The sequence below is a fragment of the Acinetobacter sp. P37 genome (genome assembly GCF_057480965.1).
The window spans coordinates 126,991-152,900 of sequence record NZ_JBLIYY010000003.1 but is presented as its reverse complement, the minus strand read 5'-3'; the positions used below and the strand labels follow the sequence as shown (position 1 = coordinate 152,900).

Genomic DNA, 25,910 nt, shown 5'->3' with positions numbered 1-25,910 from the left:
CATCAAAAAATCAATTAAAACTGCCAAATCAATCATTTAATATCATTCTAATTGTGTACTTATGTAACTGAGTTCTTCAGTATACTGCGCAAAGAATAATCAGAATGAGAAAGACATGTCAAAATTGATGTGGGGAATTGGCAGTTTAGCGGTGCTTTCAGCAGCTGTGGTGGGAGGAAATTTATATGCAGATAAATCTCTTGCCCAATTTTATACACAGAATAATTGGTCAGCAGCTGTACAAGATGTTGATGTAAAGTACAGCAATTATCAAATGGGTTTGATGGGTGGAACGGTCGATTGGGTATTAACCTTGAAAACAGACCCGTGTAAACCCAAAGAAGTGATCGTATTGAAGGGTACCGATCAGATTCAACGTGGGTTGAAAGGTTATAACATCAACTCGAACTTTAAGATTGTTCAACAACAAAGTACGTCCGAATATGCCAAGCTTTTTGGTACGGACTTAACGGCAAAAACTTTGGTCAATTGGATTGGTCAAAGTAAAACAGATCTACAGATTCCTGCATTTAAAACGACTGCACAAGGTGCAACGGTACAAGCTGATGCCAGCCAATTGCAAATTCGGATCAGTAGTCTACCGGGGCAAGCCACTAAGGTATCTGAGCTTTCAATCCATTTACCTGTGGTTCGGTTGAGTGAAGGTCCAATGCAAACCATGGTGCAAAATTTTTCGATGAAGACCAATCAAGGTTTAAATCAGAAAAATCTTGAAAATGGTTTTGTTGAAATTCAAGCGGGTTCTATCAAACGTTTAGATCAAAAGTTCTCAGGCGGTATGCGTGGTATGCAATTGCGTTGGGAGACCGAACTAAATAAACATGATGTGGACTTTGAAGGCTACTTAAAAGCTGATGAAATGGATTTCCCTGGTTCACCGGTCACTAAAGATTTCGCACTGAATTTGGCATTGCATAAAGTTAATTTAGATAAAGTTCGTGCATTTAGTGAACTTTTGCATCAGGTGGAAAATTCATGCGATGCAGTGGGTGAATCAAGTGAAGAAATGACTCAAGCATTCTTAGCAATCGCAAGCCAAGGTTTTGATTTTGAATCTAAAGATAACTCGATCAGTATTGGTGGAGGTAAAGCCTCTGCAAATGTCGTGGGGAAAGTCATGCCGGGTCACCATGCCTCAATGGAGTCTTTTATTAAAATGGTGCCGAGCTTACTAGATTTTCAAGCAGACTTAAGTTTTGATAAAAATATGATGACTGCAATCATGAATAACTTTTTGCAATTACAGGGCAAAAGTTTGTCAGGACAGGAAGCCGAAGCCATGTTTGCAGGCTTTGAAACATCAGGGCAAGGCAAGCGCGATGGCAATAATATGGTCATGAGTATGCAATATAAGTTTGGTCAAAAGCTTTTTGGTCAAGCTATACAAAAGAAATAAGCAACCAGTAGTGAGTAGTTAAGTTTAAAAAATATAAAACCGTCATAGATTGGCGGTTTTGTATTTTTGGCTACAGAATTATGATTTTCAGTTTATCGGAACACAGCGGCCTAGCCATTGTTGAATAGTTGAAAAGTTGCTAGCGTCAATGGGCAACTAGCCAATCAAAACAACAATAGGAAAGACACCATGTCACACGATTATTTTTTTAGACGGAAACTTATTCATTCATCCATGCCTAAATGTTCTTGGGTAAAACACAGTCTTATTAGTAGCATTTTTTTAATCGCTGTTCAGTCTATAGCTTTTGCGGGGACGTCAATTTCAGATCAACGTTTGTCGAATGAAACGCAAGGTAAAAAACAGTTTAGTGAAGAAACCTTAGATATTATTGAGAGTGAAGCAGCTAAACCCAAAGAAGAGCAGCAGAAAAATTCAAATCATAAATCTAATCGTAATAATAAGATCATTCAAGAAACCCAGCTTGAAGGCTCAACCATGAGTGATTATTTGCTTCAAAAGAAAAGGGCAGCGGATCAGGTCGGGTTAATACAATCTCCAGAAGTCGCACCGATTAACCGTATTGTGCTGCAAGAGCGACATGAAAATATTCGAGTAACGTATCCAGATGGAGTCGTGGTTGAAATGAAGCACTGACGTGCTTCATTTCATAGATCAGGAATTGCTAAAGTTAAACCTTAGATTTGTGGATGGGTGATTTTCCATGCACGATGAATTTTGCTGTTACGTTTAAAGTCTAGACCAATGGTTTCATTGCTGATTTCTTCAACATCAAACATTGCCATGATCACATCGTCCATCTCAAAACCACGGTAGTTGTTTGAGAAGTAAAGCGTACCGTCAGTGGTTAAACGGTTCATGGCACGTTTAAGTAAAGACATATGGTCGCGTTGGACATCAAACGTACCATAGAACTTTTTAGAGTTTGAGAAGGTTGGTGGGTCAATAAAGATCAGGTCATATTGCTCGTGACCTTCTTTTAACCATTCAAAACAGTCGCTAGAGAAGAACTGATGTTGTTCATCTGCATGATCTACAGTCAAACCATTCAGTACAAAGTTCTCTTTAGACCAGTTTAGGTAGGTATTTGACAAATCGACACTGGTCGTACTTGCTGCACCGCCAAGCGCTGCATGTAAGCTCGCTGTAGAGGTATAGCTATATAAGTTCAGGAAGTGTTTACCTTTGGCTTCTTTGGCAATACGTAGACGCATTTGACGATGGTCAAGGAACAAACCTGTATCGAGGTAGTCTGTTAGGTTCACCAAAATCTTAGCTTTACCTTCTTGAACGATAAAACGTTTAGACGCGGTACTTTGTTTGTTGTACTGATTTTTACCTTCTTGGCGGGCACGTGTTTTAATGAAAATCGCATCACGACCTAAGCCTGTCACTGCACGAATCGCTTGAAGTGCTAAGTTAAAGCGTTTTTTGGCTTTTTCAGGGTCAATTTTTTTCGGTGGTGCATATTCTTGTACGTGTAAACGATCACCATACAAATCTACCGCGACATTAAAGTCAGGCAAATCGGCATCATATAAACGTAGGCAGAAAATATTTTCTTTGACTGCCCATTTTTTAAGATTCTGCATGTTTTTTTGCAGACGGTTAGTAAAGTCTTCTGCACCTTCAATTTTTTCAAATTGTTGAGGTTCCCAATGCTCGAGGAAAGGCTTTTGAACTGCCGCAGGTTTGACTGTACCAAAACGGACGTAAATTGGTAGCTTACCATTCATCAAACGTAAAATTTGTGGATCATTAAAGGCAAGGACATCGGCCTGTTCAACTTGTGCTGCAATAATTGCAGCAGGCTGATTTGGGAAGTTCTTTTGTAATAATGCCGATAGACCTAAATATAGTGCGCGGTTAGAGGCTTTATCACCTAAACGCTCGCCGTATGGAGGATTAGTGACAACAAAGCTTTTCTTACCTGTTGCTTGGAATTCTGGCCAGTCTGCAAGTGTACGTTCTTCAATTTTAATTTGATCAAGTACAGATTCGAAACCTGCAGCAATAATATTTTGTTTGGTCGCTTTTACCGCTTCCCAGTCTGCATCAAATGCATAGAATTGTGGGAGAGGATTTTCAAGTGCAGCTTTATGACGCTCAGCCGCTTCGCCTTTAATTGACATCCAAAGTTCATGGTCATGACCATTCCAACCATTAAAACCAAAACGACGAACAAGGCCTGGCGCGCGGTCAGTCAAAATCATTAATGATTCAATGATAAAGGTCCCTGAACCACACATTGGGTCCAAGATAATATCGGGTTGATGTTGTTTAAGTTTTGCTTTCTGTAAGATAGCAGCCGCTAAGTTTTCTTTAATCGGTGCATCTGTCATGTAGCGACGGTAGCCGCGTTTATGCAGAGAGTCACCTGATAAATCTAAGCAATAAGTATGTTCAGTTTTGCCAGCTAATACATACAACGTAATTTCAGGTTGCTTAATGTCAATGCTAGGACGTTTGCCCACAGCTTCCATAAAGGAATCGACCACACCATCTTTAACACGTAAAGTTGCGAACTGAGAATTGACTTTAATGTCACGTTCGATGTGTAAACGCACGGCAAATGTACTTTGTGGTGCAAAAATAAGTGACCAATCAAAGTTTATTGCACCTTCATAGAGCTCTTCCGCTACATCACGTGCATCATGCGTGAACTCTAATTCATGTGTATGAATCGGGGTGAGTACACGTGAAGCCAAACGTGACCACATGCAAATACGGTATGCATCTTCAAGTGTGCCTTTGAATACAAGACGACCCGGGAACTGTTCAATATTTTGAACACCTAAACCTTCAATTTCCTCGCGGAGTAAGGTTTCCAGTCCATCTGCACAGGTAACCCAATATGTAGAAAGACGCGGTTTCGAATTCATGTAAATTTCCAAAGGCAAAAAGCAATCGCATATTTTAACGTATTTTCGGGGATTTGGGCGGACGATATTGCGCTGAAACGGGAGAAATATCGGTAGAATTGAAAGACTTTATCAAATTTATTCTGTGTACATTGTGAGAAATATCACTTAATGGTACAAAAATTGCTATAACCCTGATCAAAATTCGATCTTTATAATATTGATATCATTAGGGGTATTTATGACAGGGCTGGCAATCAATAGTCAATCAAACGCATTTTCAATCGCAACCTTAATCTATGCGCGTTTACGTCGTGTGTCAGGTCGGGTTATTGACGCATTATATGTAGTTGAAAATGTCGAATATGCACGCTTTGTTTCTAATTTGGCTTTGGCAACGGCTGATCCTGAATTATCTCGTTTAGTTGCACGTTTATATAGTGAGTTGAATTTGCATGAAGTTGCAGTTTCAGTACCAGAAGAATCAATGGTTAACTCAGTATCGCATGAAACAGCAGAAATTTTAATGAGCGAACCGACTGCGGAAGATATCTATAAAGCACAGGTTGCACATCGTTATATCGGCGCGTTGCGTTAATTCAATCCTGCTGTGAGCAGTAGGTATATTTTTCTTGCTGCGCACAGCCTGATGTATAAACCAACTTCCTTATTTCAAGAGTTCTTGAACTGCGCAGAAGGCGGCTGTTTACAGCTGAACTTTATCTGTTTGAAAGTATTCAATTCAATCAAAAATAAGGGTAGATGAAAGCCCTATTTGAAGGCTTTTTAAAAGGGGAAAGGTGAAGTTTAATTTAAAACGTTTAATTTATCTAATTGAAATGATAGATAGGAATTTGAAAATTCATTTTGAATAACATCATGCGTTTGCATTGAACGTTGAAAACTTCAACTGCCATTTGCCAAGATTCTCTGTATAATGCGTTAACTTAACGATAAGGAATCTCTCATGCACTTGGCGGCATTGCATACACCGAGCCAGATTCAACTCAACCAAGATGGTAACTTAAAACATTTCCTCACCATCGAAGGCCTTTCTAAAGAAACTCTCACAAAAATATTGGACACTGCACAGTCCTTTTTTAATGACCAAAATCAGCTGATTACCAACAACCTTTTAGAAGGTCGTACGGTAATGAACCTGTTTTTTGAAAATTCAACACGTACCCGTACCACTTTTGAAGCGGCAGCAAAACGTCTGTCTGCAAACGTATTGAACATTGATATTGCACGTTCAAGTACATCAAAAGGCGAGACACTGCGTGATACCTTGTGGAATTTAGAAGCGATGGCGACCGACATTTTTGTGGTTCGTCATTCATCGTCAGGCGCGCCGCACTTTATTGCCAAAGATGTTTGTCCGCATGTGGCAATCATCAATGCAGGCGATGGCCGTCATGCGCATCCTACGCAAGCCATGTTGGATATGTTGACGATTCGCCGTGAAACCAAAAAGAATTTTGAAGACATTTCCATTGCCATCATTGGCGATATTAAGCATTCGCGTGTTGCCCGTTCAGATGTCGCTGCATTACAAACATTGGGCTGTAAAGATATTCGTGTCATTGCGCCTAATACTTTGCTGCCTTACGGTTTTGATGATTATAGCGAAGGCATTCGTCTGTTCAACAACATGGAAGCCGGTATTCAAGACTGCGACGTGATTATTACTTTACGTATTCAAAACGAACGTATTGATTCTCCTGCGCTGTCATCTCAAGCCGAATTCTACAAAATGTATGGTTTGAATAAAGAGCGTCTGGCTTTGGCTAAACCTGACTGCATCGTGATGCATCCGGGACCAATGAACCGTGGTGTTGAAATTGACTCAAGTATTGCCGATGGCACTCAGTCAGTGATTTTACATCAGGTGACCAATGGTATTGCGGTACGTATGGCGGTACTGGCTTTGGCAATGCAAGGTCAGTTGCAAGATAAAGGTTTAATTGAAGCGATTGCGGTTTAAGGGATAGTCATGAGTATTGTTAAAGTTGAAAATGTACGTGTCTTAGATCCAATCAATCAAACTGACAGCGTACAGACAGTTTATATTGAAAATGGCCGATTGGTTGCCGAAAGCAATGCCGCTGAAACCATTGATGGTCAAGGCAAATGGCTGATGCCAAGTATGGTTGACCTTTGCGCGCGTTTACGAGAGCCGGGTCAGCAGCAGCACGGCACTTTAAAGTCAGAAGGTAAGGCTGCGCGTGCGAATGGTATTTTGCATGTGTTTACCCCGCCTGACTCTAAACCGATTGTGCAAGACAATGGTGCATTGATTCATGGTCTGGTGGAAAAAGCCATGCTAGATGGCGGCATTTATCTGCAGGTGATTGGTGCGCAAACTCAAGGCTTGTTAGGCAAGCAGCCGGCGAATATGGCAGGTTTGAAAAAAGGCGGCTGTACAGCAGTATCGAATGCCAATGCGCCATTTATGGACGATGATGTGGTGATTCGTACTTTGGAATATGCAGCGGGTCTGAACATGACCGTTGTGTTCTATGCCGAAGAACCGCAAATTGCCAAAGATGGTTGTGTGCATGAAGGCTTTGTCGCATCTCGTCAAGGTTTACCGATGATCCCTGCATTAGCGGAAACCGTAGCCATTGCAAAATATTTATTGATGATTGAAGCTACTAAAGTGCGTGCGCACTTTGGTCTGTTGTCATCAGGCGCATCTGTCGAATTAATTAAACATGCTAAAGCGAAAGGCTTGCCTGTGACTTGCGATGTAGCCATGCACCAATTACATTTAACTGATCAGTTGATTGATGGCTTTAACTCACTTGCACATGTTCGTCCGCCGCTGCGTTCTGAGCAAGATAAAGACTTGCTCCGCCAAGCAGTGAAAGACGGTGTGATTGATGCAATTTGTACGCATCATGAGCCGCTGAGCAGCTCAGCGAAAATGGCGCCATTTGCTGAAACACAGCCCGGTTTTACTGCATTTGATACCTATGTACCTTTTGGTATTCAATTGATTCAAGAAGGCCTATTAAGCCCACTGGAATGGGTTGAGAAAGTCACACTCGCACCTGCTAAAGTAGCCAATATGCAACAACGTTGGGCAGATGAAGCGGGTTGGGTACTAGTCGACCCAGAGCTTGAATGGACCATCAATAAAGACACGATTGTGTCAAATGGTAAGAACACACCATTAATTCAGCACACCGTTAAAGGTAAAGTGCTTCAAGCTTTTTATGCCGTTTAAGCTGAAGCTCAACATGGAAAATGTTGAGTCCTAGCATTTTAATTTGATATCTAAAAGTCAGCTTCGGCTGGCTTTTTTTATGAGGATTGAAATTAATAGATTGAAAATAGAAAAGAAATTAACGCGCTGACAAGTCCGAACAAATTATTACATTTGATCAAAAAATAAGCATATAAACTAAAGTACACATGAAAATAATGACAACCGCATGGAGTACAAATATGAATATAGACTTATTAGCGCTGATTAAGCAGCACGTCTCCTCGATTGTGCTGGACGGTGATACACAACACTTAACTGAAAAAAATTCAGCCATTAGCCAGTTTATTCCATTCCTGTTAAATATTTTTCGATCCAAACCTGAATTTATTGATACCTTTCAAAAACAGTTAAACCCTCGTATTAGTGATATATTTTCAGCAAATCCCACATTAAAAGATCAATTTTTGCAACATCTCGGTGGCGGTACGGCCCCAACGTCAGAAATAGAGCAAACCTTAAACCACTCTATAGCTCCAACTTTAGGGGCACTTGAAAATGAAGCGGGTTCATCTGATCCCGTCGCAATCACGCATTTACTTGATAATCATGCAGATAGCATTTTGGCGGCACTACCACAATGGGCAGTGCCTTTACTCGCAGGTTTAGGGGTAAACACTGCAGCTGGCCGTACATTACACCAAGCGCCTGTTGTTGAACCAACACCTGTTATCGTTGAAGAAAAACGCTCGAATTGGTTATTGCCAATTATTGCCCTGCTTATATTATTGGGTCTGATCGCATTTTTGTTTAAGTCTTGTACTAATAAAGAAGAACCAACCATCTCTGCAACAACGGTTGCACAGCCTGCTGCATCTCAGCCAGCACATTTGCAATTTAGCACCGGTACAGATGGGCAGTTAACCAACTGTCAAATTCAAACAGGCGATTCAAACTATCTTGAAATTTTGCAGCAACAAGTCAAACAGATCTTTAACTTTAATACGGGCTGTGGTGCTTCATCTGATGCCAGTTACCATACTCAATTTATTGATCAAGATACCATTCCAACGGTTCTGCAAAAACTTAAAGGTGTGCCAAATACCACTTTAACCTGGACAGAAAATCAGTTATCGATTTTGTCGCAAAATCCTGCGGATGCTCAAAGCCTTGCCAATCAAATTAAGCCTTTAGTAAAAAATATGACGGTATTGGTTCAAGAAGGTGTGAGTGAACAAACTGCAGTAGATAACAGTATTACTGATGCACAAAAAGCATTAGCGAGTATTAACCCTGAACAAGTTCGTGCTCTAGATGTTGCGACTGCGCTGAACTTACAAATTATTAATTTTGCGACAGGTTCATCTGATATTCCTGACGTGAATAAATCGATTTTGGATCAAGCGGCAGCGTTAATGCAGCGCGCAACACAGGTACATCTGACTGTACAAGGTCATACCGACGCTGTGGGTAATGCGGAAGCGAATAAAGCTTTATCGCAAGAGCGTGCACAAGCTGTGGTGGATTATTTGGTGTCGAAAGGCGTTGATCCTGCACAGCTTCAAGCGGTGGGTTATGGTCAAGAAAAACCGGTAGCAGAAAACAGCACCAAAGAAGGTCAATTCAAAAACCGTCGTATTGAGTTTGAAGTTTTAAATACCGAGAATGGTAAAGTACGAGATGTCACCAGCGAAGGCGTAACTGAAAAGACCAATTAAAACCGTACTAAATGAGATGATATATATAAAAAATCCCTGCACATGCGGGGATTTTTCTCGTCAAAGCGCTGTATTTTTGAGTAAAATACGCCCGAAGAATAAAATCATAATGGTACTTATACAATGAAAAAAATAGTCATCACGAGCCTCATGTTGTCTGCGGCATTGATATCCGGCTGTGATAATTTTAAAAATAAAAAAGATACTGAAGCCAAAACGGAAGCGCCTGCTTTGGAAGATTGGAGTTGTACTGCACAAGCCAATATTGACCAATTGCAAGATCATTTAAAAAAAGAATATCTCAAAGAATTAAACAAAGAAATACGTCAGTCAGATTATGAAGCCGATCAGCAACTCATGGATCTGATTGTAAAAAATCTAAAATTTAACATTCAAAATGTCACGACTTTAACTGAAGACCCTAATAAAGCCAAAACATTGGAATGTAGCAGTCAATTGTTGGTGGTTTTCCCGAAAGGATTACAAAAGCGTGCTGAAAACGCCTATGCTGAACGACCATGTAACGAAGGCTGTGAAGAACGTGGTAATTATACTTTGAATGATTCACTCGAAGATGGTGAGTCAGGCTTAAGCATGGACAATGATCAGCTTAAAGGGAACTTTAGCTATAGCATCACTAAAACGGACAAAGATGGTTTAAGTTTAAGTGTCCCAAGTCAAAATGACGTAATTGATAGCGTTGTAACAGTGACACGTCATGCGGTGCTATATGCGGCATATAGTGCTCAAAATAAGCGAGACGAAGAATCCTATCAGCAAGGGATGGAGAGTCAATCTCAACAAATGAGCCTTGCACAAAAGGCGATGGATATTCGTAAGAAAGAGCTAGATCAGGATAATGCCAAAGTGGTGGATCGTCTCAATCAGACTTGGGATCGTTTTAGTGATGAACAAAAGGCGCAGTTACAGCAAGATCAAGCAGACTGGTTTGAAAAGCGTGATATCGACTGTAAAGTGCTTGCACAAAAAAGTGTTTATTCATTAAATGAAAGTGAAAAAGAGACTTATCAAAAGCATTCGCAATACTGGGATGATGCGATGAATACGCAAAATCAAGAGTTGCAATATACCAAATGCTTTAATCAGAAAACTACAGAACGAATTGTGTATTTAAATAACGTGTTTAATTGATCTAAAAGAAGAAAAGCCCTCAATTGAGGGCTTTTTTATGAATCTTAGTTTACTGCTTGATGATCAAAACAGGAATTGGGCACTGCGTTAAAATATTTTGTGCTACGCTGCCCAGCATGGCTTTTTTTAAACCTGTGCGTCCATGTGAACCCATGATGATTAAATCCGCAGAGATTTCATCAGCCACTTGTAAAATCCCTTCAGTTGGCGATACACCATGAATCAAACGGGTTTTAACTTCGATACCATCACGTACAAAGTTTTGTTTGATATCTTCTAAACGCAGCTGAGCACTTTTTTCAGCTTGCATAAAATATTCAGTGATTGCAGGTGCAACAGCATAGAAATCGACACCAACGAATGGATCAACAGCAACAACACTAACAATGGTCACTTGTGCATTTTGACTTTTAGCCAAGCTGAGCGCATGTTCAACAGCAGAATATGAAATTGGAGATTCATCCACAGGGACTAAAATTTGTTGATATTGACTCATATCTGCTTCCTTAATATTTTAAATGTTATCAATCTAATCTTGCTCTATTCACGATATTGTATGAATGAGACAAAAGGGTAAGCCTATGGGTGAAGGGTGTGCTGAATAGAAAAAAGCCCACATGATGTGGGCTTAGTCATCTTAAGCTTTTACAACCAACACGGGTAATTCAGTATTGCTGAGTACATCTTGTGCGAAACTACCGAGTAGCATTTTCTTAAATCCTTTGCGACCATGTGAACCCATCACGATCAAATCAGCTTTGACTTCATTGGCTGCTTCTACTACACCTTCAGCAGAAACTTGGCCTTTAATAATTTTACTTTGTGCTTCTACACCCACTTCAGTTGTAATTTGCACAGCTTCTTTCAAAGCAGATTCTGCATTTGCATAAGCTTGTACAAAATATTCTTTCATGATTGATGAAGAATAATAGAAGTCTGCATCAGTAAATGGGTCTTCAGCAACAAGGCTGATTAAAGTGAGTTGGCTGTTAAACGCCTTGGCAATAATTGCAGCTTTTTTAACTGCAGAAAACGAGATTTCTGAACCATCGACAGGTACTAAAATGTTTTGATATGACATGGAACAATCTCCTGTAATTTTGCTTTTAAACCCTATAGATTATTGATAACACATTGTCGTGCATGGTTCAATTTATTAATCTAAAAAATATTGTAAATTCATAAAATTACATAAATTAATGTCGATAAGTCGTCAAATAAATCTGAGTGGAAAACTCGGACTTTGCTCAAAAAATATTAAAATAAAATCGACTAATTTTCTCGGATTTTGAGCTTAAAAGATCAATTTGAACTTTATAAAAATAAGCCTAAACTATATACAGTTTTAAATCTAAGATTTATAACAGAATTGATGCGATTGGATAGTTAGATATGTCATATAAATTAGGGTTGGTTGCACTCAGTATTTGTGCAGTGTTGCATTTGTCTGGTTGTCAAAACACGCAAAGCAGTACCAAAGTGATTGCAGGCGCATTTAACTTATCGACACAAGTTCAAAAGACATTTATCAACTTACATGCACCTGACAATGTTATTGTGCAGTCAAATATTCAATATCTCCAAAATCCAAATTTAAGCTTGGATATCTATCAACCTGAAACTAGTACGGTTATTGCACCAAGACCAACGATTGTTTGGATCCACGGGGGCGGTTGGGTCTCTGGCTCAAAAGAACATGCAGGTGGATATTTTAAACGGCTCGCAGCCCAAGGTTATAATGTGGTTTCTGTTCAATATCAGTTTGCACCTGAAGCCATTTATCCTGCACAGCTCAACCAAATAGATGCAGCATTGACGTTTTTGAATCTACATGCGGCACAATATGGCATTGATTCGCAAAATATGTATTTGGCTGGGGATTCTGCAGGTGCAAATATGGCCAGTCATTATGCCGCCTTGGTTACGAATCCAAATTTTGCGCAAGCGTCAAAGATTCAACCTGTATTAAAGCCTTCACAGCTTAAAGGGCTGATTTTACATTGTGGTATTTATGATTTAAACAGCTTTGTAAATACTGCACCCGACGAGATTGGCCTGATCGAGTGGGGCGTCTATAACTTGGTTCAAGCGTATACCGGAGACAAAAAAGATGATGCCGAGTTTTTAACGCGTATTTCAACAGCCTCAAATATTAATGCAAATTATCCGCCTGTATTTATCAGCGGTGGCAATAAAGATTTTTTAACCAAAACGCAATCTGAGCCTTTTGTAGAAAAATTGCTGGCAAATAATGTACCTGTGACGGCGGTATTTTATCCAGATTCGAAAGAATATTTGGTACATGAATATCAATTTATGATGAGTAAAAAGGCCAGTCAGCAGACCTTTTATCGCACTTTAGAATTTTTGAAACAACACGTACAGTCCGTTAAAAATTAAAAATAGGCTTAAAATGCTTGCAGAATAATCCCTAACTTAATAACATACCTACCAGTTGGTATGTTTATTTTGGAATGATTAATGAATTCGGTAACATTGGCCTATGGCTTACTGTCATTGGCGATTATCTCAGAAGTAATTGGTTCGACATTTTTGGTGAAGTCAGAAGGCTTTACCAAACTTGCGCCTTCATTGGCTGTCGCAGTTTTATTCTGTTTGGCATTTTATTTATTGTCTCAGGTGATTAAAGTCATACCACTTGGTATTGCTTATGCCATTTGGGCAGGTGTTGGTATTGTTTTAACTGCACTAATTGGCTACTTTATCTTTCGTCAAAGTTTAGACCTCCCAGCCATGTTAGGGATAGGCCTGATTGTTTCAGGTGTGGTCGTGATCAACCTGTTTTCAACTTCAGCTGGACACTAATATGGATAATCCGCATCAGCGTAAGAAAGAGCCTCAACTGATACGCCAAAGTATTTTGCAGCATGCAATCCGTCTTGCTGCAGATAAAGGTGTTAATGGGGTGTCGATTCAAGCCGTTGCGGATTTAGTTGGGGTTACAAAAGGTGGTGTATTTCATCATTTTTCAAATAAGCAAAAGCTCTTAGAGTCCATGATTGTGATGCTTTTGGCTCAATTAGACGAGGTCGTTGACCGATTAATTGACGAAGACCCTGAGCCATACGGTCGTTTTACCCGAGCCTATATTGAAATTACTTTAGAAAAACAAATCATGGGTTTGCAACAGTCTTGGTCCGCGATTTCGATGACCATGCTGACCGATAAAACATTTAATGAATATTGGATCGAATGGATGAACTCACGTTTAGAGCGTCATCATCAGACCGATTCGGATATCGAACTGAAAATTGTTCGTTATGCAGCCGATGGTATTTGGCTCACCGCTTTTACAGAAGTGGAAGATGAGAGCGAAACCCAATTATTAAAACAAGAACTGATCGCCAGAACGTATCGAGCGAAATAGATTAAATAACTGATTTTACATACGTAAAAGTAATTATGCATTTTTAAAATGATTTTTAAGTCTATTCGACAGAGTCTTACATCTAGGGATTGAATAAAGGGATTAACCTTCGGCTGGAGGTACTCTTGAAATGTTGTTTCTCATTCGGCAAAATGAGAAGCGTGCTACGTAAGGAAACCATCTTGCGGAGCATTGCTCCTCACCGCAAAAACATTTTTGATTATAAATAGTCCTATCTCAAACACATGCGGATGACGTTACCGCGTATCATTCTTTATTTGAAGCAAATTATTTAACTGAGGGCTTAATTTCTTTTATATTTGAAAATAGCATGCACGACTAAACCAAAGACCAAACCCCAAAATGCAGAGCCAATACCAAAAAACTGTACGCCCGATGCACTAAACAAGAAGGTGAGTAGAGCGGCGTCACGTTCACTCGCTTCTTGGAAAGCAATGACGATGTTGTGTCCAATGGTGCCTAGTAGGGCAATGCCTGCTAAAGCGGTAATAAACACCAATGGGAAAGCGGTTAAGAAACTCACCAAAGTGGCTGCAAACAGGCCCATCAAAATATAAAAGAAGCCACAGGTCATACCTGCGATATAGCGCTTTTTCTCATCGGGGTGGGCTTGGTCATCTAGACTGATTGCCGCACTAATCGCAGCAATATTGACACTAAAACATCCAAATGGCGCGAGTAGCGTTTGGGCTGTCCCAGTCCAACCAATCAGTTGATTGACGTGGGGTTGATAACCATAACTTTTAATCATGGCTAAACCTGGTAAGTACTGAGAGGCCATATTGATTACAAAGAGTGGTAGCGCCAAACCCAGTATTGCTGAGATCGAAAATTCAGGTGTGACCCAAACTGGCTGTGCGAGTTCTAAATTAAGCGCCGGTAATTGAAAACCAAGTAACAATGGACAAAGCATGATGCCAATGATTACTGTAATGACAATGCTATAACGTGGTAACAGTCGTTTACTGAGGACATAGGCAGCCAGTAAACCAAGAACGAATGCCCATTCATTTTGTAAACTGACAAATAGCTCAATACCAAATTTAAGGAGTACACCCGCCAACATTGCACTGGTGAGACTTTGCGGGATATAGCGCAGTATTTTTTCAAAAATGCCTAAAAATCCGAGTACTGCTGTCAATAGGCCACAGACCAAGAAAGCACCTAGGGCGGCATTCATGCTGTAACCATTTGCAGTCGCTAAAATCAGTGCCAGTCCTGCAGTGGACCATGAAGTCGCAACGGGATATTTAAATTTCCAAGACAGAATCAGCCCGCTTAAGCCGATACCCAAACCTAGAGCCCAAAACCAAGAGGTGATTTCTGCAGTGTTGGCACCGAGCAGTTGTGCAGATTGGATCACCAAAACAGCCGAGACACTGATCCCGACTAAGAACGTAATAAAACCTGCAAAAGCAGCTGGAATGGAAAAGTCTTGGAGTAGTTTTTGCATACTGATCGAGCTATGACTATTGTTGGCGCAGATTTAAGATGACATTTTTCAGGATGATACGCTCAAGTCCTGTACAGTAAAAGTGCTCATCGAGATATTATGGAAATACTTTATTTATTCACAAACGACACTTTAACAAACAGCACTTTAATAGTACGAACCGAAAACCTGGATTGTGGATGTTTCATCCATTCAAAATTTAAAAGCATTGTAGATTTTTATGATTTAAAAAATTGAACTATGTCTCACATGTCATTTACAACGTAGATGTCGCAAGCTTTAGACCAAATCCACAAAATAGAAGACCAACCGCTGCCACGCAGCATGCCGTAAATTTATAACGATGGCTAAAATAGGTGGCCAGTTTTGCACCCGAAAAGATCAAAATCGTTAAATAGCTCATACTGATAATTTGCAGCACGATCGCGAGTGTGGTGAATGTAATCGCAGGATATGGATATGCAGGATCGACGAATTGTACAAAGAACGATAAGTAAAAAAGAATGGCTTTAGGGTTTAAAATACTGATGGTTAATGCAGTCTTAAACGGTTTCAGTTCGCTCAAACTCAGTTGTTTGGTGTCGAGTTGTTCTGGCGTTTGAACGGCATTCCAAGTTTGGTAGGCAGCCTTGAAAAGTTTGATACCTAAATAACTTAAATACAGCGCACCCACAATTTTTAATAATAAGAATAACCAAGGGAAGGCATGAAGTAAGGATGCAGCGCCGAGAGCAGTGAGTAAGATTAAGATCAAATCGCCAGTATAAACGCCAAAAGCGCCTAAATAGCCGACCTTAATGCCATAGCGAGAAGCAACAGACATGACATAAAGTGAATTTGGCCCGGGTAAAATCACAATTAATATCGTACCAATAATAAAGGTCGTTAAGTCTGTGATTCCAAACACTGAAGACACTCAAATAAAAAACCGAAGCTGTAGTATACAACTTCGGTTCTAGATGAAACTGAAAATTTCTAATTTATGCTTTTATTTCAGCATCTAAGCCAAAAGTTTGACGCAGTAAGCTACTTAATTGCTCACGGGCTTTAATAAAACCATCAATACCGCCTTGTAATAGTTGGAAAGACATTAAGTCTTTTTCAACTTCAGCTTTGAAAGTTTGCTTGTCGAGCACTTGTATGTCGTGTTGACAGTGTGCATGTGCATGATGATTAGACAGTTGCACTTCAACGGTACGCTGATCTTTTTCCAGTTCTGCCAATAAATTTGGTGAAACTGTCAATAAATCACATCCTGCTAAGCCGAGCACTTGATCAATACTACGGAAGCTAGCACCCATAATTTCAGTTTTGATGTCATGTTGTTTATAGTAGTGGTAAATCTGCTTCACTGATAACACGCCCGGATCTTTCTCAATCGGGTAGCTATCCACATTTTCAGCTTTTTTGTACCAATCTAAAATACGACCAACAAATGGCGAAATCAGTGTGACTTGAGCATCTGCACAGGCTTGAGCTTGATGTAAGCCAAACAATAGCGTCAGATTACAGTGAATGCCTTCAGCTTCAAGGGCTTTAGCGGCTTGAATACCTTCCCACGTTGAGGCAATTTTAATTAAGATACGATTTTGATCGATACCATACTGTGCATATAAAGCCAGTAACTCTTTAGCTTTTGCAATGGTGGCATCAGTATCATAAGACAAGGCTGCATCGACTTCTGTAGATACACGTCCTTCGATCAATTTTAAGATTTCTACACCAAATTTGACCGTAAGAATATCGATGGTGCGCTCAACCAGCTCATCGTTTTGATAACCTTCTTTACGCGCTTGTTCAAAAGCACTTTCAATCAGTTCTTTATTTTCAGGTTGATTTGCCGCTGCTGTAATTAAAGATGGATTTGTGGTCGCATCCAATGGACGGAATGTATTAATCGCAGCTAAATCACTGCTGTCAGCAACAATCGTTGTTAGGCTTTTTAATTGGTTTAACGCATTTTGAGTCATTTGAAATCTAGTTCTTAATGTTCTTGGTGTACATACTTTTATAACACAATCTGTTTAGAACCCAACCAAAAAACGCCCAATTAGGCAGTCTAAATCGTAGTTTTTCGTGAATTTCGGATGTGATTAATCAAAAAATGAGCAGCCGAGCCGAGAGGTTTTTCACGGTTCCAGACCAAGTCGACGAAATATTCAAATTTGGGTGTGAAATCTTGAAAGCTTAAAATTTTGAGTTGATCTTTGAGCGTCGGATTTTCATTAAACATCTCGAGGGGAAGCACACCCCAACCCAGACCTTGAATAATCATAGAACAGGCAGAGTGGTGATTATCTGTACGCCAACTGTGTTTGGAAAATAACAACTCTGGTTTGATGCTTTTATCACGACTCGCGACCACGATTTGTCGACTTTGCAAAATTTGCTCAAAACTGACTTGCTTAAATTTCGACAGGGCATGTTTTGTCGCAGCAACAGGAACCAATGCTTCACGCTTCAATTCGACAAATTGTTCATAGCTCTCAAGCTGTTCACGTTCAAACATTAGAGCAAGCTGCGCTTGACCTTGTAATAGCATCTTTTGGGCATCTTCTTGAGGCGCAGAAAAAATATTGATTTGCAAAGATGGAAAATGAGTTTCTAGCAAAGAGATATAGTCGGTCCACTGCGTATGAAGCAGTTCTGATACCACCACGATATTCAGTGAAGATTCTAAACCATGACTCAGCGCAATCGCATGCTGTTTCCACTGATTGATTTCTATCAATAATTGTTCAGTTTTTTCATACAGGTTAAGCGCTTGAGCGGTGGGCACAGGCTCACGACCAACGCGCTCAAACAGTTTAAGGTTGAGATCAATTTCGAAATTCGCAATGGACATGCTGACAGCCGAAGGTACTTTGCCGAGTTGTCTGGCAGCTGCGGAAAATGATCCTGTTTCCATGACTATTTTAAAAATCATCAGTTGTTCTTGATTAATATTCATGTGCATACAGAAAAAATAAAGGAATACAACCTTTCAATAATATTGAAAGAACCTAACTCGATTAATCAATAATATAAAAATAAAATAAGTTTTTTACAAATAATAGAGTGTTTCAAAATGACGATTTCCAAGAGAAGGATTATTCATGCGCTAAGCTATGAGATCATCCTATTGGTGATCATTGCTATTGCTTTAAGTTTTATTTTTAAAGTTCCGATGGAGGTGACAGGTACGCTCGGTATTGCAATGGCGGTCACTTCTGTGATTTGGAACATGATTTTTAATCATTATTTTGAAAAATTTGAAGCAAAAAGAAAGTTAAAAAGAACCTTTGGTGTACGTGTTTTACATGCAATTGGATTTGAGGGCGGTTTAATGCTTGCAACCATCCCAATGGTGGCTTATGCCATGCATATGACCTTATGGCAGGCGATTTTGCTCGATTTTAGTATGACCATGTGTATTTTAGTCTACACATTTATTTTCCAATGGTGCTATGACCAGATCGAAGCGTACCTAGGTTACCAACCACAATATCGTTAAATTTCAATAAGAAAATCACATTGGCCTGTATTGATAAGTACAGGCCTTTTTTGCATTAAAATAGTGCAAAAATTTACAAATAACAATATATAAAAACATAATATAACTATAAAAAATTATACTAATTACATAACTTTTAAATATAAGAACAAAGAATGTTTTTAGGATTTAATTAAAAAAATATGCAAGACAAGGAGTTAGCATATGAAATTGATAAAAATTGTCACACCTGTTGTTTTACTTGGGCTTACACAATTTACATTTGCAGATGGTAACTTTAAACGTTTTTCTGTATCTGCGGGTTGGATGCATGTGATGCCGCAAGGTAAGGCGAATCCTTTTAATATTAATACCGCTGTGGCAAATGGCACACAGGCTAAAGTAGGCACAATTAGTGCTGAAGGTTTTCTAAAAGCGATTGATCCGAATGCAATTTATAATGAAGGGAGTAATTCTGCGAATCTTAAGGACACTTTAACCGACCTTGTGAATGGCCCTTTGGGAGGATTAATTAAAGATAAGGATGGCAACATCAAGTCAGAGATTGCAGGGATCGCAACGATCAATGGACTAGATAATTGGTCAGCTGAAGGCACGGGGCTTGAAGCAGAAGATGTCGATACTTTAGGTTTAACATTTAACTACCATATTAATGATAATGTTTCTTTGCAAGTAATTGGCGGTATCCCACCTAAGGTGGACATTAAAGGTAAGGGTATGATTACCGCGCCATTATCTGGTCTTGCAGAGCCAGGTGGTCTGGGCGGTATGTTATTCCCAGATGGTTTACCACTAGATTACGCAGTACCCATTACGGATCTATCATCTTATGGTAAAGCGGCGAGTGCAAGAGCTTGGACGCCGGTATTTCAGGCACAGTACCAATTTGGTCAGTCGGGTGTAAATAAGTTTAGACCTTATGTGGGTGCAGGGATCATGTATGCTTATTTTAATGATATTGAACTCAATAAAGGAATTGAATCTGACTTAATTGCTGCAGGTCATATGATTCAAAACATTAAAGATAATAATGCGGGTGCAGCACTCGATGGTAAAGAATCATCAGGAAAAATGGTGGTCGATGTCGATGCGGATGATGCGATTGCTCCAATTGTCACACTTGGATTTACTTATGACTTCAACCCAAGTTGGTTTACGGTTGCTTCGGTGTCTTATGCAAAGTTAAATAATAAAACCAAGATTGATGTGATTAACCAAACGACGGGTGAACAATTAATTCATGCAACGACCAAGATCGATATTGATCCTATCATTACTTACTTAGGCGTAGGGTATCGTTTCTAAAAAATGATTGAATCGTAAAAACCCGCTCTTAAGAGCGGTTTTTTTCTTTAAGTATTTATTATTTAATCATCCTTGTTCGTCCATGACCATCAGCAATACAGATCAAGATGTGTATGCGGCCAGAACCTTTTATAAGTTCTGCTTTGGACTGAGGTACAGCAACCTATGTCGGAAAGGTTAAAAAATCTTTTAGTCTTTGTTTTTCAGTGGGTGTATTACTTCCATTGAGGAATTATTTCTATTTAAGTTTAATTATCGGGAAAATAAATAGAATTTTACCTATAAAAAATGTATTACATGACCATCTCTGCGTTGTTAATGTGAAAAATATAATAATAACATCACTTAATATTGATGCTGATTCCAGTTTAATGATTAGGTGAATATTCTTTTTTGAATTATAAGATATTGATTATTTGTATTTTATTTTTTAGCGGTGTTTGGATGAAATTACGTGCATTAGCAGTAGTGGTTGCACTCATAATGACGGGGGTGTGGTGGAGGTGGTGGTGAGTCTGGACAATCAACTGCTCTAACAGAATCTACACAGAATCAAGGTCAAATTAATTTAGCTAACGGCATCCGTTTAGCTGATGTGGCTTCAGAGTTAAATGCTTCAACATTTTCTTTAGCATCATGGAGTCCAACAGCCATTCAGCGCGGCGGCGACATTTTATATATTGCAAACAATCAGCCGACAGTAGAAATTCTGCGTTATGATTTAAAAAATAAGACAGTGCTCAGTTCAATTTCCGCAGCAAGTGCTTTTGGCAATACAGGAAAATTATGGGCGGATATTAGCGATTATACATCGCAGGCAATCGTCTTTATGTATCGTCATCAGGCAGCCATCGCGCAGATATTTTTGATATTTCAGGAACTGCACCTGCCTATTTTGGGTCTTTAGGTACTGGGTCTACAAACGGTGGTCAGCCGTTTTATGCGATGACTAATCCAAGTGCAGTCATCGCAAATGATCAATATGTTTTTGTCGCGGATAACTTAAACCGTATCAATGTCTGGTCTCAGGAAACGGTGAATGGCAAATCCAGTGCTGCTTTAAGAAAGTTTAGCCGCCTTGCATTGCCAAGCTGTGGCTCTGGTTGTGTACCGCGTTTAGAAATTATTGGTGATCAGCTATATGCTACAACAACGAATGGTCACACCTATGTCTATAACTTTAAAAATATTCATGAAACCTTAGATACAGAATCATTTGTTCAGCCAGATAAAACGCAAAACTCAGTCGCAACCGTGGTACATAGTGCAACGGACAACTTGCTCTATGCTGCGCAGCCGAGTGGAAAAATTGTCAGCTATTCAAAAAATAATCTAGCAAGCTTGACGACTGCGTTGCCAAGTAGCGTAGTAGATAATGTACAGCAGTACCGTTTGGCGGGACAGAATGGTCAAAATTTACCTAAATCTTTAGATTTAACGGTATATGGCGATGTTATTTATACGCTGTCTAATCAAAAAATAATTGCATTGCCGCTGCGTAAAATTAAGCAAGTAATTTCAGATACACCAGTCGTATCAACTAACTTGCTCGAGTCGAAAGCGACTGAACAAACCCGTATGCTGCAAGATGGAGAAAGCTGGGCAACATTAACCAATACCACGTTGCGTAATATCCCTGTCAATAAAATATTATCGGCTTCCTTTACCGGCAGCAGTATTAGTTTGCAAAGCTACAGTGCAGCAGAAGTGAATAATTTAAAAATTGTTGGCAAGCTGCGTCAAAGTGAGCAATGGGTTGAAATTGCGACGCTAGATCGTTTGACACCGTATTCTACAAGCAAGCTCAATTTGACCATCGATAAAAATGTCGGATTTAATTTGGTTAATAAAATTGGTTCGGCACGTATTGAAGGTCTAAGCAATTTTAGTGAAGTGCCTATTGAACTCTTTGAAGAAGTTAAAATCACCTCAGATTCAGATACGCACGTTCAGAAGTTAAATACGATTAAAGCGCAGTGGAAACTGACTTTTGGTACGTACAATCCTGAAAGCGATTCGAAGTGGTGCCGTATTACACCATTGTATGCGCGTGAATGGGTCATTATGATGACTAACTTTGCCTATATGATCAGTACGCCTGAGTTTGAGACACTGTGGTTTAATCATAAGGCTGCAATTGGGCATGACTTCTTTGGTAATGCAGGGCGTGTAGAAGGGGGCAATGGTTTCTTCAAAGCTGAAGATTTTAAAAATATTTATAATAGTATTTTAAACCGTGGGCAGATTAGCCTCGGTGTTACCAACATGGGTGGTGGGCTTGGCGGTGGTCAGGTACTTGGTGTAGATGGATGGATTTACTACGGTCATTATAGACAATCTGGCTATCGAATTGTTGCACATGAATTCGGGCATCATTGGGGCGGTCATAATAGCGCTTGGGCAATGGAAGGCTGGGGCTTTGAAGCAATGATGGATAATTTAAATTTCTATTTCCAGCGTCAGCCAGGTTCTTTACCTTATATGGATCCGAATTTAAACAGCTTCCATACACGTCCAGATTCAGAGTTATGCCAAGGGATTAGCCAAAACATTTTAAATGGTGTTGCTTCAAAAACACCTTGGAATAAAGTGGATGAATACTTTAAAAATAATCCATTACCGAAATAATGTTTAGCATTTAAGCATTAAAAAAGCACCTCATTTGAGGTGCTTTTTTTAAATCTGAGAAACTTATTTTTCAATAATCGCTGTTACGCCTTGACCACCCGCAGCACAGATCGATACAAGTACACGGCCTGAACCTTTTTGGTTCAATAGTTTTGCAGCAGTTGCGATAATACGACCGCCAGTTGCAGCAAATGGGTGACCCGCAGCAAGTGAAGAACCTTTCACGTTTAATTTAGCACGGTCAATTGAACCTAGTGGTGCATCTAGACCTAAACGTTCTTTACAGAACTTCGGATCTTCCCATGCTTTAAGTGTAGACAATACTTGAGATGCAAACGCTTCATGAATTTCATAGTAATCGAAATCTTGCAGCTTAAGACCTGCGCGTTCAAGCATACGAGGCACTGCATACGCAGGCGCCATCAATAAGCCTTCTTTTTTCTCTACAAAGTCAACCGCCGCTGTTTCTTGGAAGGTTAAATAAGCAAGCACTTCGTGACCGTTTGCTTTCGCCCATTCTTCAGAGGCAAGAAGGACACATGACGCACCATCAGTCAGTGGAGTCGAGTTACCCGCAGTCATCGTACGCGCATCGCCTTTACCAAACGCTGGTTTTAACTTCGCAAGTTTTTCTACAGAAGAGTCTGCACGTAAGTTGTTGTCACGTTCTAAACCTAGGAATGGCGTAATCAGGTCATCGAAGAAACCTTCTTCATATGCAGCTGCCATTTTTTGATGTGAAGATGCAGCAAGTTCATCTTGCGCTTCACGAGAGATACCCCATTCAAGTGTCGTAATGGCTTGATGGTCACCCATAGAAAGACCTGTACGTGGTTCACCGTTCTTCGGTGCATCCATCAAATCTTTAACATTAATTTTAGTTAATGCTTTTAGGCGGTCTTTACCCGTTTTAGCAATGTTCAATTCAAGTAAAGCTTTACGTAAACCATCACCAAAAGCGATCGGTGCATCAGAGGTTGTATCTACACCGCCAGCAACACCCACTTCGATTTGACCCAAAGCAATTTTATTAGCAACCAAGAAAGCTGCTTGTAAACCTGTACCACATGCTTGTTGAATATCGTAAGCAGGTGTTTCAGGAGCAAGTTCGGTATTGAGTACACACTCACGGGTCATGTTAAAGTCACGACTATGTTTTAACACGGCACCAGCAACAACTTCACCAAGGCGTTGACCTTGAAGGTTGAAACGTTCAACAAGACCATTTAATGCAGCTGTGAACATATCGCTGTTCGATGCAGTGAAGTAAGCGCCGTTAGAACGAGCGAAAGGAATACGATTACCACCGATAATAGCAACGCGGCGAACTGTGTTTTGACTCATGGTATTATCCTGTTGAACAGACGTTTGAGTTGTTGATTTTGAAGCTGTTTTAGGGTTTGAAGCGGGTGTCTTATTACGTGTAGATGCACGACGAGGACGGCTCGTTTTAGCGGCATCACTTGTAGACTTGGTTGCTGTGCCCGTACTTTTAGCGGTACGTGGTGTACTCTTTGATGTATTTGACACAGTTTCCGTGGTCGGAGTTTCGACTGCTGGATTTTCTTGAGTTGTTTTGCTCATAAGGCTTTTCCAAGCATGTGGATGATCTTCTTGTTGGGTACATTAGCATATTCACCAAAGGGGTAAATTGACTAAAATGACATTCGCTAAAGCATTCAGGTCAAGCCATCTGCGTTTTAACTCAAGTATGATTCCATGGAAACTGATGGAACTATTGAAATATAAGTATCTGACATCATCTTGAAGTTAAAGGGATATCTTCAGATCCATCAAAAATTAATCTGTATGAGAGATAATAAACATGACTGATCAATACCAAACATTTGCAAAATCTCCTATTGGTAAATTTGTCATCAAAAATTTAGGTTTACCATCACCGACTTTTTTAGAGCGTTTTGAGTCTGCAACACCTGTAGTTAAAGGTGCGGTTTTATTCGGTGCAGCGCCTGCTTCAACATTATCTGGTGCTATTGCACAAGTCTTGGCAAATATTCATGCCAATAGCTATGCAGGCAATAATGCTGAATTACAACAAGCTGCGGCAAAATCAGGTCTAAACTTAAGCGCATTCAACGAAGGCGATAAAGAGTCTAAGTTTAAAGTTGTGGTGTTTGATGCTTCAGGTATTCAAAACTCAGAACAACTGCATGCCTTATATGCATTTTTTAACCCAATCGCGCGTCAAATTCAGGCGTCTGGTCGTGTTGTGGTTGTGGGTACAACACCAGAGACTGCGAAAACTGTGAAACAAGCCATTGCACAACGTGCATTAGAAGGTTTTGTAAAATCAGTGGGTAAAGAGTTTAAGAAAGGGATTGCTGCACAGTTAGTCTATGTGGATGAAGGCGCTGAAGCAAACTTAGAATCTGCATTACGTTTTGTGATTTCACCACGTTCAGCTTATGTATCGGGTCAGGTGATTCGTGTATCTAAAGCAGATGTTGTGGATGTTGACTGGAATAAACCGCTTGCAGGCAAAACAGCTGTAGTAACAGGTGCAAGCCGTGGTATCGGTGAAGCAATTGCGCATGTATTGTCACGTGATGGCGCGCATGTGATTTGTTTGGACGTTCCACAGCAGCAAGCGGACCTTGACCGTGTTGCAGGTAAAATTGGTGGTTCAACACTGGCAATTGATATTACTGCAAGCGATGCAGGTGAAAAAATCAAAGCTGCTGCAGCGGCACAAGGTGGTTTGGATATCATCGTGCACAATGCCGGAATTACCCGTGACAAAACTTTGGCCAATATGAAGCCTGAACTTTGGGATTTGGTAATTAACATTAACTTATCTGCAATTGAGCGTGTAAATGATTACCTTCTTGAAAATGATGGCTTCAATGCAAATGGTCGTATTGTTTGCGTGTCTTCTATTTCAGGTATTGCAGGTAACTTAGGTCAAACCAACTATGCTGCTTCTAAAGCAGGTGTAATTGGTGTGGTTAAATTTACTGCTCCATTATTGAAAAATGGCGTAACCATTAATGCTGTTGCTCCAGGCTTTATTGAAACGCAAATGACTGCTGCGATTCCATTTGCAATCCGTGAAGCAGGTCGTCGCATGAACTCGATGAGTCAAGGTGGTTTACCTGTAGACGTTGCAGAAACGATTGCGATGTTTGCTTCAACTGCATCGACAGGCTTGAACGGTAACGTGGTACGTGTGTGTGGTCAAAGCTTGTTAGGGGCTTAATACATTCCTCTTAAAATTCCCTCTCCTT

General features: G+C 40.0%; 23 protein-coding genes. 15 read left to right on the top strand and 8 right to left on the bottom strand.

The genetic code is table 11. The annotated features are described in order from the left end of the window. Window positions 1-115 precede the first annotated feature (115 nt). Entirely contained in the window at window positions 116-1,417 is a 1,302-nt protein-coding gene (locus AC25JC_RS04140; RefSeq protein WP_486923507.1) for a DUF945 family protein, read from the top strand. Window positions 1,418-1,651: 234 nt separating this feature from the next. Next, window positions 1,652-2,074 (top strand): hypothetical protein, encoded by a 423-nt coding sequence (locus AC25JC_RS04135; RefSeq protein WP_180115114.1) that lies wholly within the window; start codon window positions 1,652-1,654, stop codon window positions 2,072-2,074. 41 nt (window positions 2,075-2,115) lie between these two features. Here the strand turns inward: AC25JC_RS04135 and rlmKL are convergent, their stop codons facing one another. Beyond that, window positions 2,116-4,320: a bifunctional 23S rRNA (guanine(2069)-N(7))-methyltransferase RlmK/23S rRNA (guanine(2445)-N(2))-methyltransferase RlmL gene (gene rlmKL / locus AC25JC_RS04130; protein ID WP_486923506.1), complete on the bottom strand. Its 2,205-nt coding sequence runs from the start codon at window positions 4,318-4,320 to the stop codon at window positions 2,116-2,118. Between the two features lie 220 nt (window positions 4,321-4,540). Between rlmKL and AC25JC_RS04125 the strand changes: the two genes are divergently transcribed. From AC25JC_RS04125 to AC25JC_RS04105, 5 genes are all read left to right on the top strand, one after another. Next, complete coding sequence (locus tag AC25JC_RS04125; protein WP_111884255.1) at window positions 4,541-4,897, top strand: hypothetical protein; 357 nt, start codon at window positions 4,541-4,543, stop codon at window positions 4,895-4,897. Window positions 4,898-5,266: 369 nt separating this feature from the next. Then, on the top strand, window positions 5,267-6,283 hold the full coding sequence (locus tag AC25JC_RS04120; protein ID WP_486923505.1) for an aspartate carbamoyltransferase catalytic subunit: 1,017 nt from the start codon (window positions 5,267-5,269) through the stop codon (window positions 6,281-6,283). Between the two features lie 9 nt (window positions 6,284-6,292). Then, window positions 6,293-7,528 carry a dihydroorotase gene (locus tag AC25JC_RS04115; protein ID WP_111884257.1) on the top strand — a complete coding sequence of 412 codons (1,236 nt, stop codon included), beginning with the start codon at window positions 6,293-6,295 and terminating at the stop codon, window positions 7,526-7,528. Between the two features lie 221 nt (window positions 7,529-7,749). Further along, window positions 7,750-9,225: an OmpA family protein gene (locus tag AC25JC_RS04110; RefSeq protein WP_486923504.1), complete on the top strand. Its 1,476-nt coding sequence runs from the start codon at window positions 7,750-7,752 to the stop codon at window positions 9,223-9,225. Between the two features lie 123 nt (window positions 9,226-9,348). Further along, window positions 9,349-10,377 carry a DUF1311 domain-containing protein gene (locus AC25JC_RS04105; protein ID WP_180172161.1) on the top strand — a complete coding sequence of 343 codons (1,029 nt, stop codon included), beginning with the start codon at window positions 9,349-9,351 and terminating at the stop codon, window positions 10,375-10,377. A gap of 49 nt (window positions 10,378-10,426) precedes the next feature. Here AC25JC_RS04105 and AC25JC_RS04100 read toward each other — a convergent pair whose 3' ends face one another. Next, window positions 10,427-10,873 (bottom strand): universal stress protein, encoded by a 447-nt coding sequence (locus AC25JC_RS04100; protein ID WP_486923503.1) that lies wholly within the window; start codon window positions 10,871-10,873, stop codon window positions 10,427-10,429. A gap of 141 nt (window positions 10,874-11,014) precedes the next feature. Further along, on the bottom strand, window positions 11,015-11,458 hold the full coding sequence (locus AC25JC_RS04095; RefSeq protein WP_078191806.1) for a universal stress protein: 444 nt from the start codon (window positions 11,456-11,458) through the stop codon (window positions 11,015-11,017). A 311-nt stretch (window positions 11,459-11,769) separates the two neighbouring features. Here AC25JC_RS04095 and AC25JC_RS04090 point away from each other — a divergent pair, with 311 nt between their 5' ends. The 3 genes from AC25JC_RS04090 to AC25JC_RS04080 all read left to right on the top strand — a co-directional run bounded on the left by AC25JC_RS04090 (window position 11,770) and on the right by AC25JC_RS04080 (window position 13,765). Beyond that, entirely contained in the window at window positions 11,770-12,777 is a 1,008-nt protein-coding gene (locus tag AC25JC_RS04090; RefSeq protein WP_486923502.1) for an alpha/beta hydrolase, read from the top strand. Between the two features lie 81 nt (window positions 12,778-12,858). Next, complete coding sequence (locus AC25JC_RS04085) at window positions 12,859-13,203, top strand: SMR family transporter (RefSeq protein ID WP_078188613.1); 345 nt, start codon at window positions 12,859-12,861, stop codon at window positions 13,201-13,203. A 1-nt stretch (window position 13,204) separates the two neighbouring features. Continuing rightward, window positions 13,205-13,765, top strand: coding sequence for a TetR/AcrR family transcriptional regulator (locus AC25JC_RS04080; RefSeq protein WP_168377764.1), 561 nt, complete (start codon window positions 13,205-13,207; stop codon window positions 13,763-13,765). 304 nt (window positions 13,766-14,069) lie between these two features. Here AC25JC_RS04080 and AC25JC_RS04075 read toward each other — a convergent pair whose 3' ends face one another. The 4 genes from AC25JC_RS04075 to aceR form a co-directional block, all read right to left on the bottom strand. Further along, the gene (locus tag AC25JC_RS04075; RefSeq protein ID WP_472584734.1) at window positions 14,070-15,239 is read right to left on the bottom strand and encodes a benzoate/H(+) symporter BenE family transporter; all 1,170 of its coding nucleotides are present in this window, start codon (window positions 15,237-15,239) and stop codon (window positions 14,070-14,072) included. Window positions 15,240-15,495: 256 nt separating this feature from the next. Beyond that, the gene (gene leuE / locus AC25JC_RS04070; protein ID WP_486923536.1) at window positions 15,496-16,146 is read right to left on the bottom strand and encodes a leucine efflux protein LeuE; all 651 of its coding nucleotides are present in this window, start codon (window positions 16,144-16,146) and stop codon (window positions 15,496-15,498) included. A gap of 73 nt (window positions 16,147-16,219) precedes the next feature. Next, complete coding sequence (tal, locus tag AC25JC_RS04065; RefSeq protein ID WP_180145372.1) at window positions 16,220-17,209, bottom strand: transaldolase; 990 nt, start codon at window positions 17,207-17,209, stop codon at window positions 16,220-16,222. Between the two features lie 89 nt (window positions 17,210-17,298). Further along, window positions 17,299-18,189: an HTH-type transcriptional regulator AceR gene (gene aceR, locus AC25JC_RS04060; RefSeq protein ID WP_427988526.1), complete on the bottom strand. Its 891-nt coding sequence runs from the start codon at window positions 18,187-18,189 to the stop codon at window positions 17,299-17,301. A gap of 117 nt (window positions 18,190-18,306) precedes the next feature. Here aceR and aceI point away from each other — a divergent pair, with 117 nt between their 5' ends. From aceI to AC25JC_RS04040, 4 genes are all read left to right on the top strand, one after another. Then, a complete protein-coding gene (gene aceI / locus AC25JC_RS04055; RefSeq protein ID WP_078191799.1) occupies window positions 18,307-18,732 on the top strand; it encodes a chlorhexidine efflux PACE transporter AceI in 426 nt (141 codons plus the stop codon). Window positions 18,733-18,936: 204 nt separating this feature from the next. Then, a complete protein-coding gene (locus tag AC25JC_RS04050; RefSeq protein ID WP_180023488.1) occupies window positions 18,937-20,037 on the top strand; it encodes an OmpW/AlkL family protein in 1,101 nt (366 codons plus the stop codon). A 595-nt stretch (window positions 20,038-20,632) separates the two neighbouring features. Next, window positions 20,633-20,944, top strand: a complete 312-nt coding sequence (locus AC25JC_RS04045) for a hypothetical protein (protein ID WP_486923501.1) — start codon at window positions 20,633-20,635, stop codon at window positions 20,942-20,944. Window positions 20,945-20,982: 38 nt separating this feature from the next. Then, the gene (locus tag AC25JC_RS04040; RefSeq protein WP_486923500.1) at window positions 20,983-22,665 is read left to right on the top strand and encodes a hypothetical protein; all 1,683 of its coding nucleotides are present in this window, start codon (window positions 20,983-20,985) and stop codon (window positions 22,663-22,665) included. A gap of 63 nt (window positions 22,666-22,728) precedes the next feature. Here the strand turns inward: AC25JC_RS04040 and AC25JC_RS04035 are convergent, their stop codons facing one another. Continuing rightward, window positions 22,729-24,249, bottom strand: coding sequence for an acetyl-CoA C-acetyltransferase (locus tag AC25JC_RS04035; protein ID WP_486923499.1), 1,521 nt, complete (start codon window positions 24,247-24,249; stop codon window positions 22,729-22,731). A gap of 241 nt (window positions 24,250-24,490) precedes the next feature. Here AC25JC_RS04035 and AC25JC_RS04030 point away from each other — a divergent pair, with 241 nt between their 5' ends. Then, window positions 24,491-25,882 (top strand): 3-oxoacyl-ACP reductase, encoded by a 1,392-nt coding sequence (locus AC25JC_RS04030; RefSeq protein WP_486923498.1) that lies wholly within the window; start codon window positions 24,491-24,493, stop codon window positions 25,880-25,882. Window positions 25,883-25,910 lie beyond the last annotated feature (28 nt).

Bases quoted from the DNA above. Each gene is read 5' to 3' on its own strand.
- AC25JC_RS04030 (WP_486923498.1), top strand. From the start codon at position 24,491: ATGACTGATCAATACCAAACATTTGCAAAATCTCCTATTGGTAAATTT.
- AC25JC_RS04075 (WP_472584734.1), bottom strand. From the start codon at position 15,239: ATGCAAAAACTACTCCAAGACTTTTCCATTCCAGCTGCTTTTGCAGGT.
- AC25JC_RS04135 (WP_180115114.1), top strand. From the start codon at position 1,652: ATGCCTAAATGTTCTTGGGTAAAACACAGTCTTATTAGTAGCATTTTT.
- AC25JC_RS04050 (WP_180023488.1), top strand. From the start codon at position 18,937: ATGAAATTGATAAAAATTGTCACACCTGTTGTTTTACTTGGGCTTACA.
- AC25JC_RS04040 (WP_486923500.1), top strand. From the start codon at position 20,983: ATGACTAATCCAAGTGCAGTCATCGCAAATGATCAATATGTTTTTGTC.
- rlmKL (WP_486923506.1), bottom strand. From the start codon at position 4,320: ATGAATTCGAAACCGCGTCTTTCTACATATTGGGTTACCTGTGCAGAT.
- AC25JC_RS04080 (WP_168377764.1), top strand. From the start codon at position 13,205: ATGGATAATCCGCATCAGCGTAAGAAAGAGCCTCAACTGATACGCCAA.
- AC25JC_RS04085 (WP_078188613.1), top strand. From the start codon at position 12,859: ATGAATTCGGTAACATTGGCCTATGGCTTACTGTCATTGGCGATTATC.
- AC25JC_RS04125 (WP_111884255.1), top strand. From the start codon at position 4,541: ATGACAGGGCTGGCAATCAATAGTCAATCAAACGCATTTTCAATCGCA.
- AC25JC_RS04110 (WP_486923504.1), top strand. From the start codon at position 7,750: ATGAATATAGACTTATTAGCGCTGATTAAGCAGCACGTCTCCTCGATT.
- aceR (WP_427988526.1), bottom strand. From the start codon at position 18,189: ATGAATATTAATCAAGAACAACTGATGATTTTTAAAATAGTCATGGAA.
- AC25JC_RS04120 (WP_486923505.1), top strand. From the start codon at position 5,267: ATGCACTTGGCGGCATTGCATACACCGAGCCAGATTCAACTCAACCAA.
- AC25JC_RS04095 (WP_078191806.1), bottom strand. From the start codon at position 11,458: ATGTCATATCAAAACATTTTAGTACCTGTCGATGGTTCAGAAATCTCG.
- AC25JC_RS04035 (WP_486923499.1), bottom strand. From the start codon at position 24,249: ATGAGCAAAACAACTCAAGAAAATCCAGCAGTCGAAACTCCGACCACG.
- AC25JC_RS04115 (WP_111884257.1), top strand. From the start codon at position 6,293: ATGAGTATTGTTAAAGTTGAAAATGTACGTGTCTTAGATCCAATCAAT.
- AC25JC_RS04105 (WP_180172161.1), top strand. From the start codon at position 9,349: ATGAAAAAAATAGTCATCACGAGCCTCATGTTGTCTGCGGCATTGATA.
- tal (WP_180145372.1), bottom strand. From the start codon at position 17,209: ATGACTCAAAATGCGTTAAACCAATTAAAAAGCCTAACAACGATTGTT.
- aceI (WP_078191799.1), top strand. From the start codon at position 18,307: ATGACGATTTCCAAGAGAAGGATTATTCATGCGCTAAGCTATGAGATC.
- AC25JC_RS04100 (WP_486923503.1), bottom strand. From the start codon at position 10,873: ATGAGTCAATATCAACAAATTTTAGTCCCTGTGGATGAATCTCCAATT.
- AC25JC_RS04090 (WP_486923502.1), top strand. From the start codon at position 11,770: ATGTCATATAAATTAGGGTTGGTTGCACTCAGTATTTGTGCAGTGTTG.
- AC25JC_RS04140 (WP_486923507.1), top strand. From the start codon at position 116: ATGTCAAAATTGATGTGGGGAATTGGCAGTTTAGCGGTGCTTTCAGCA.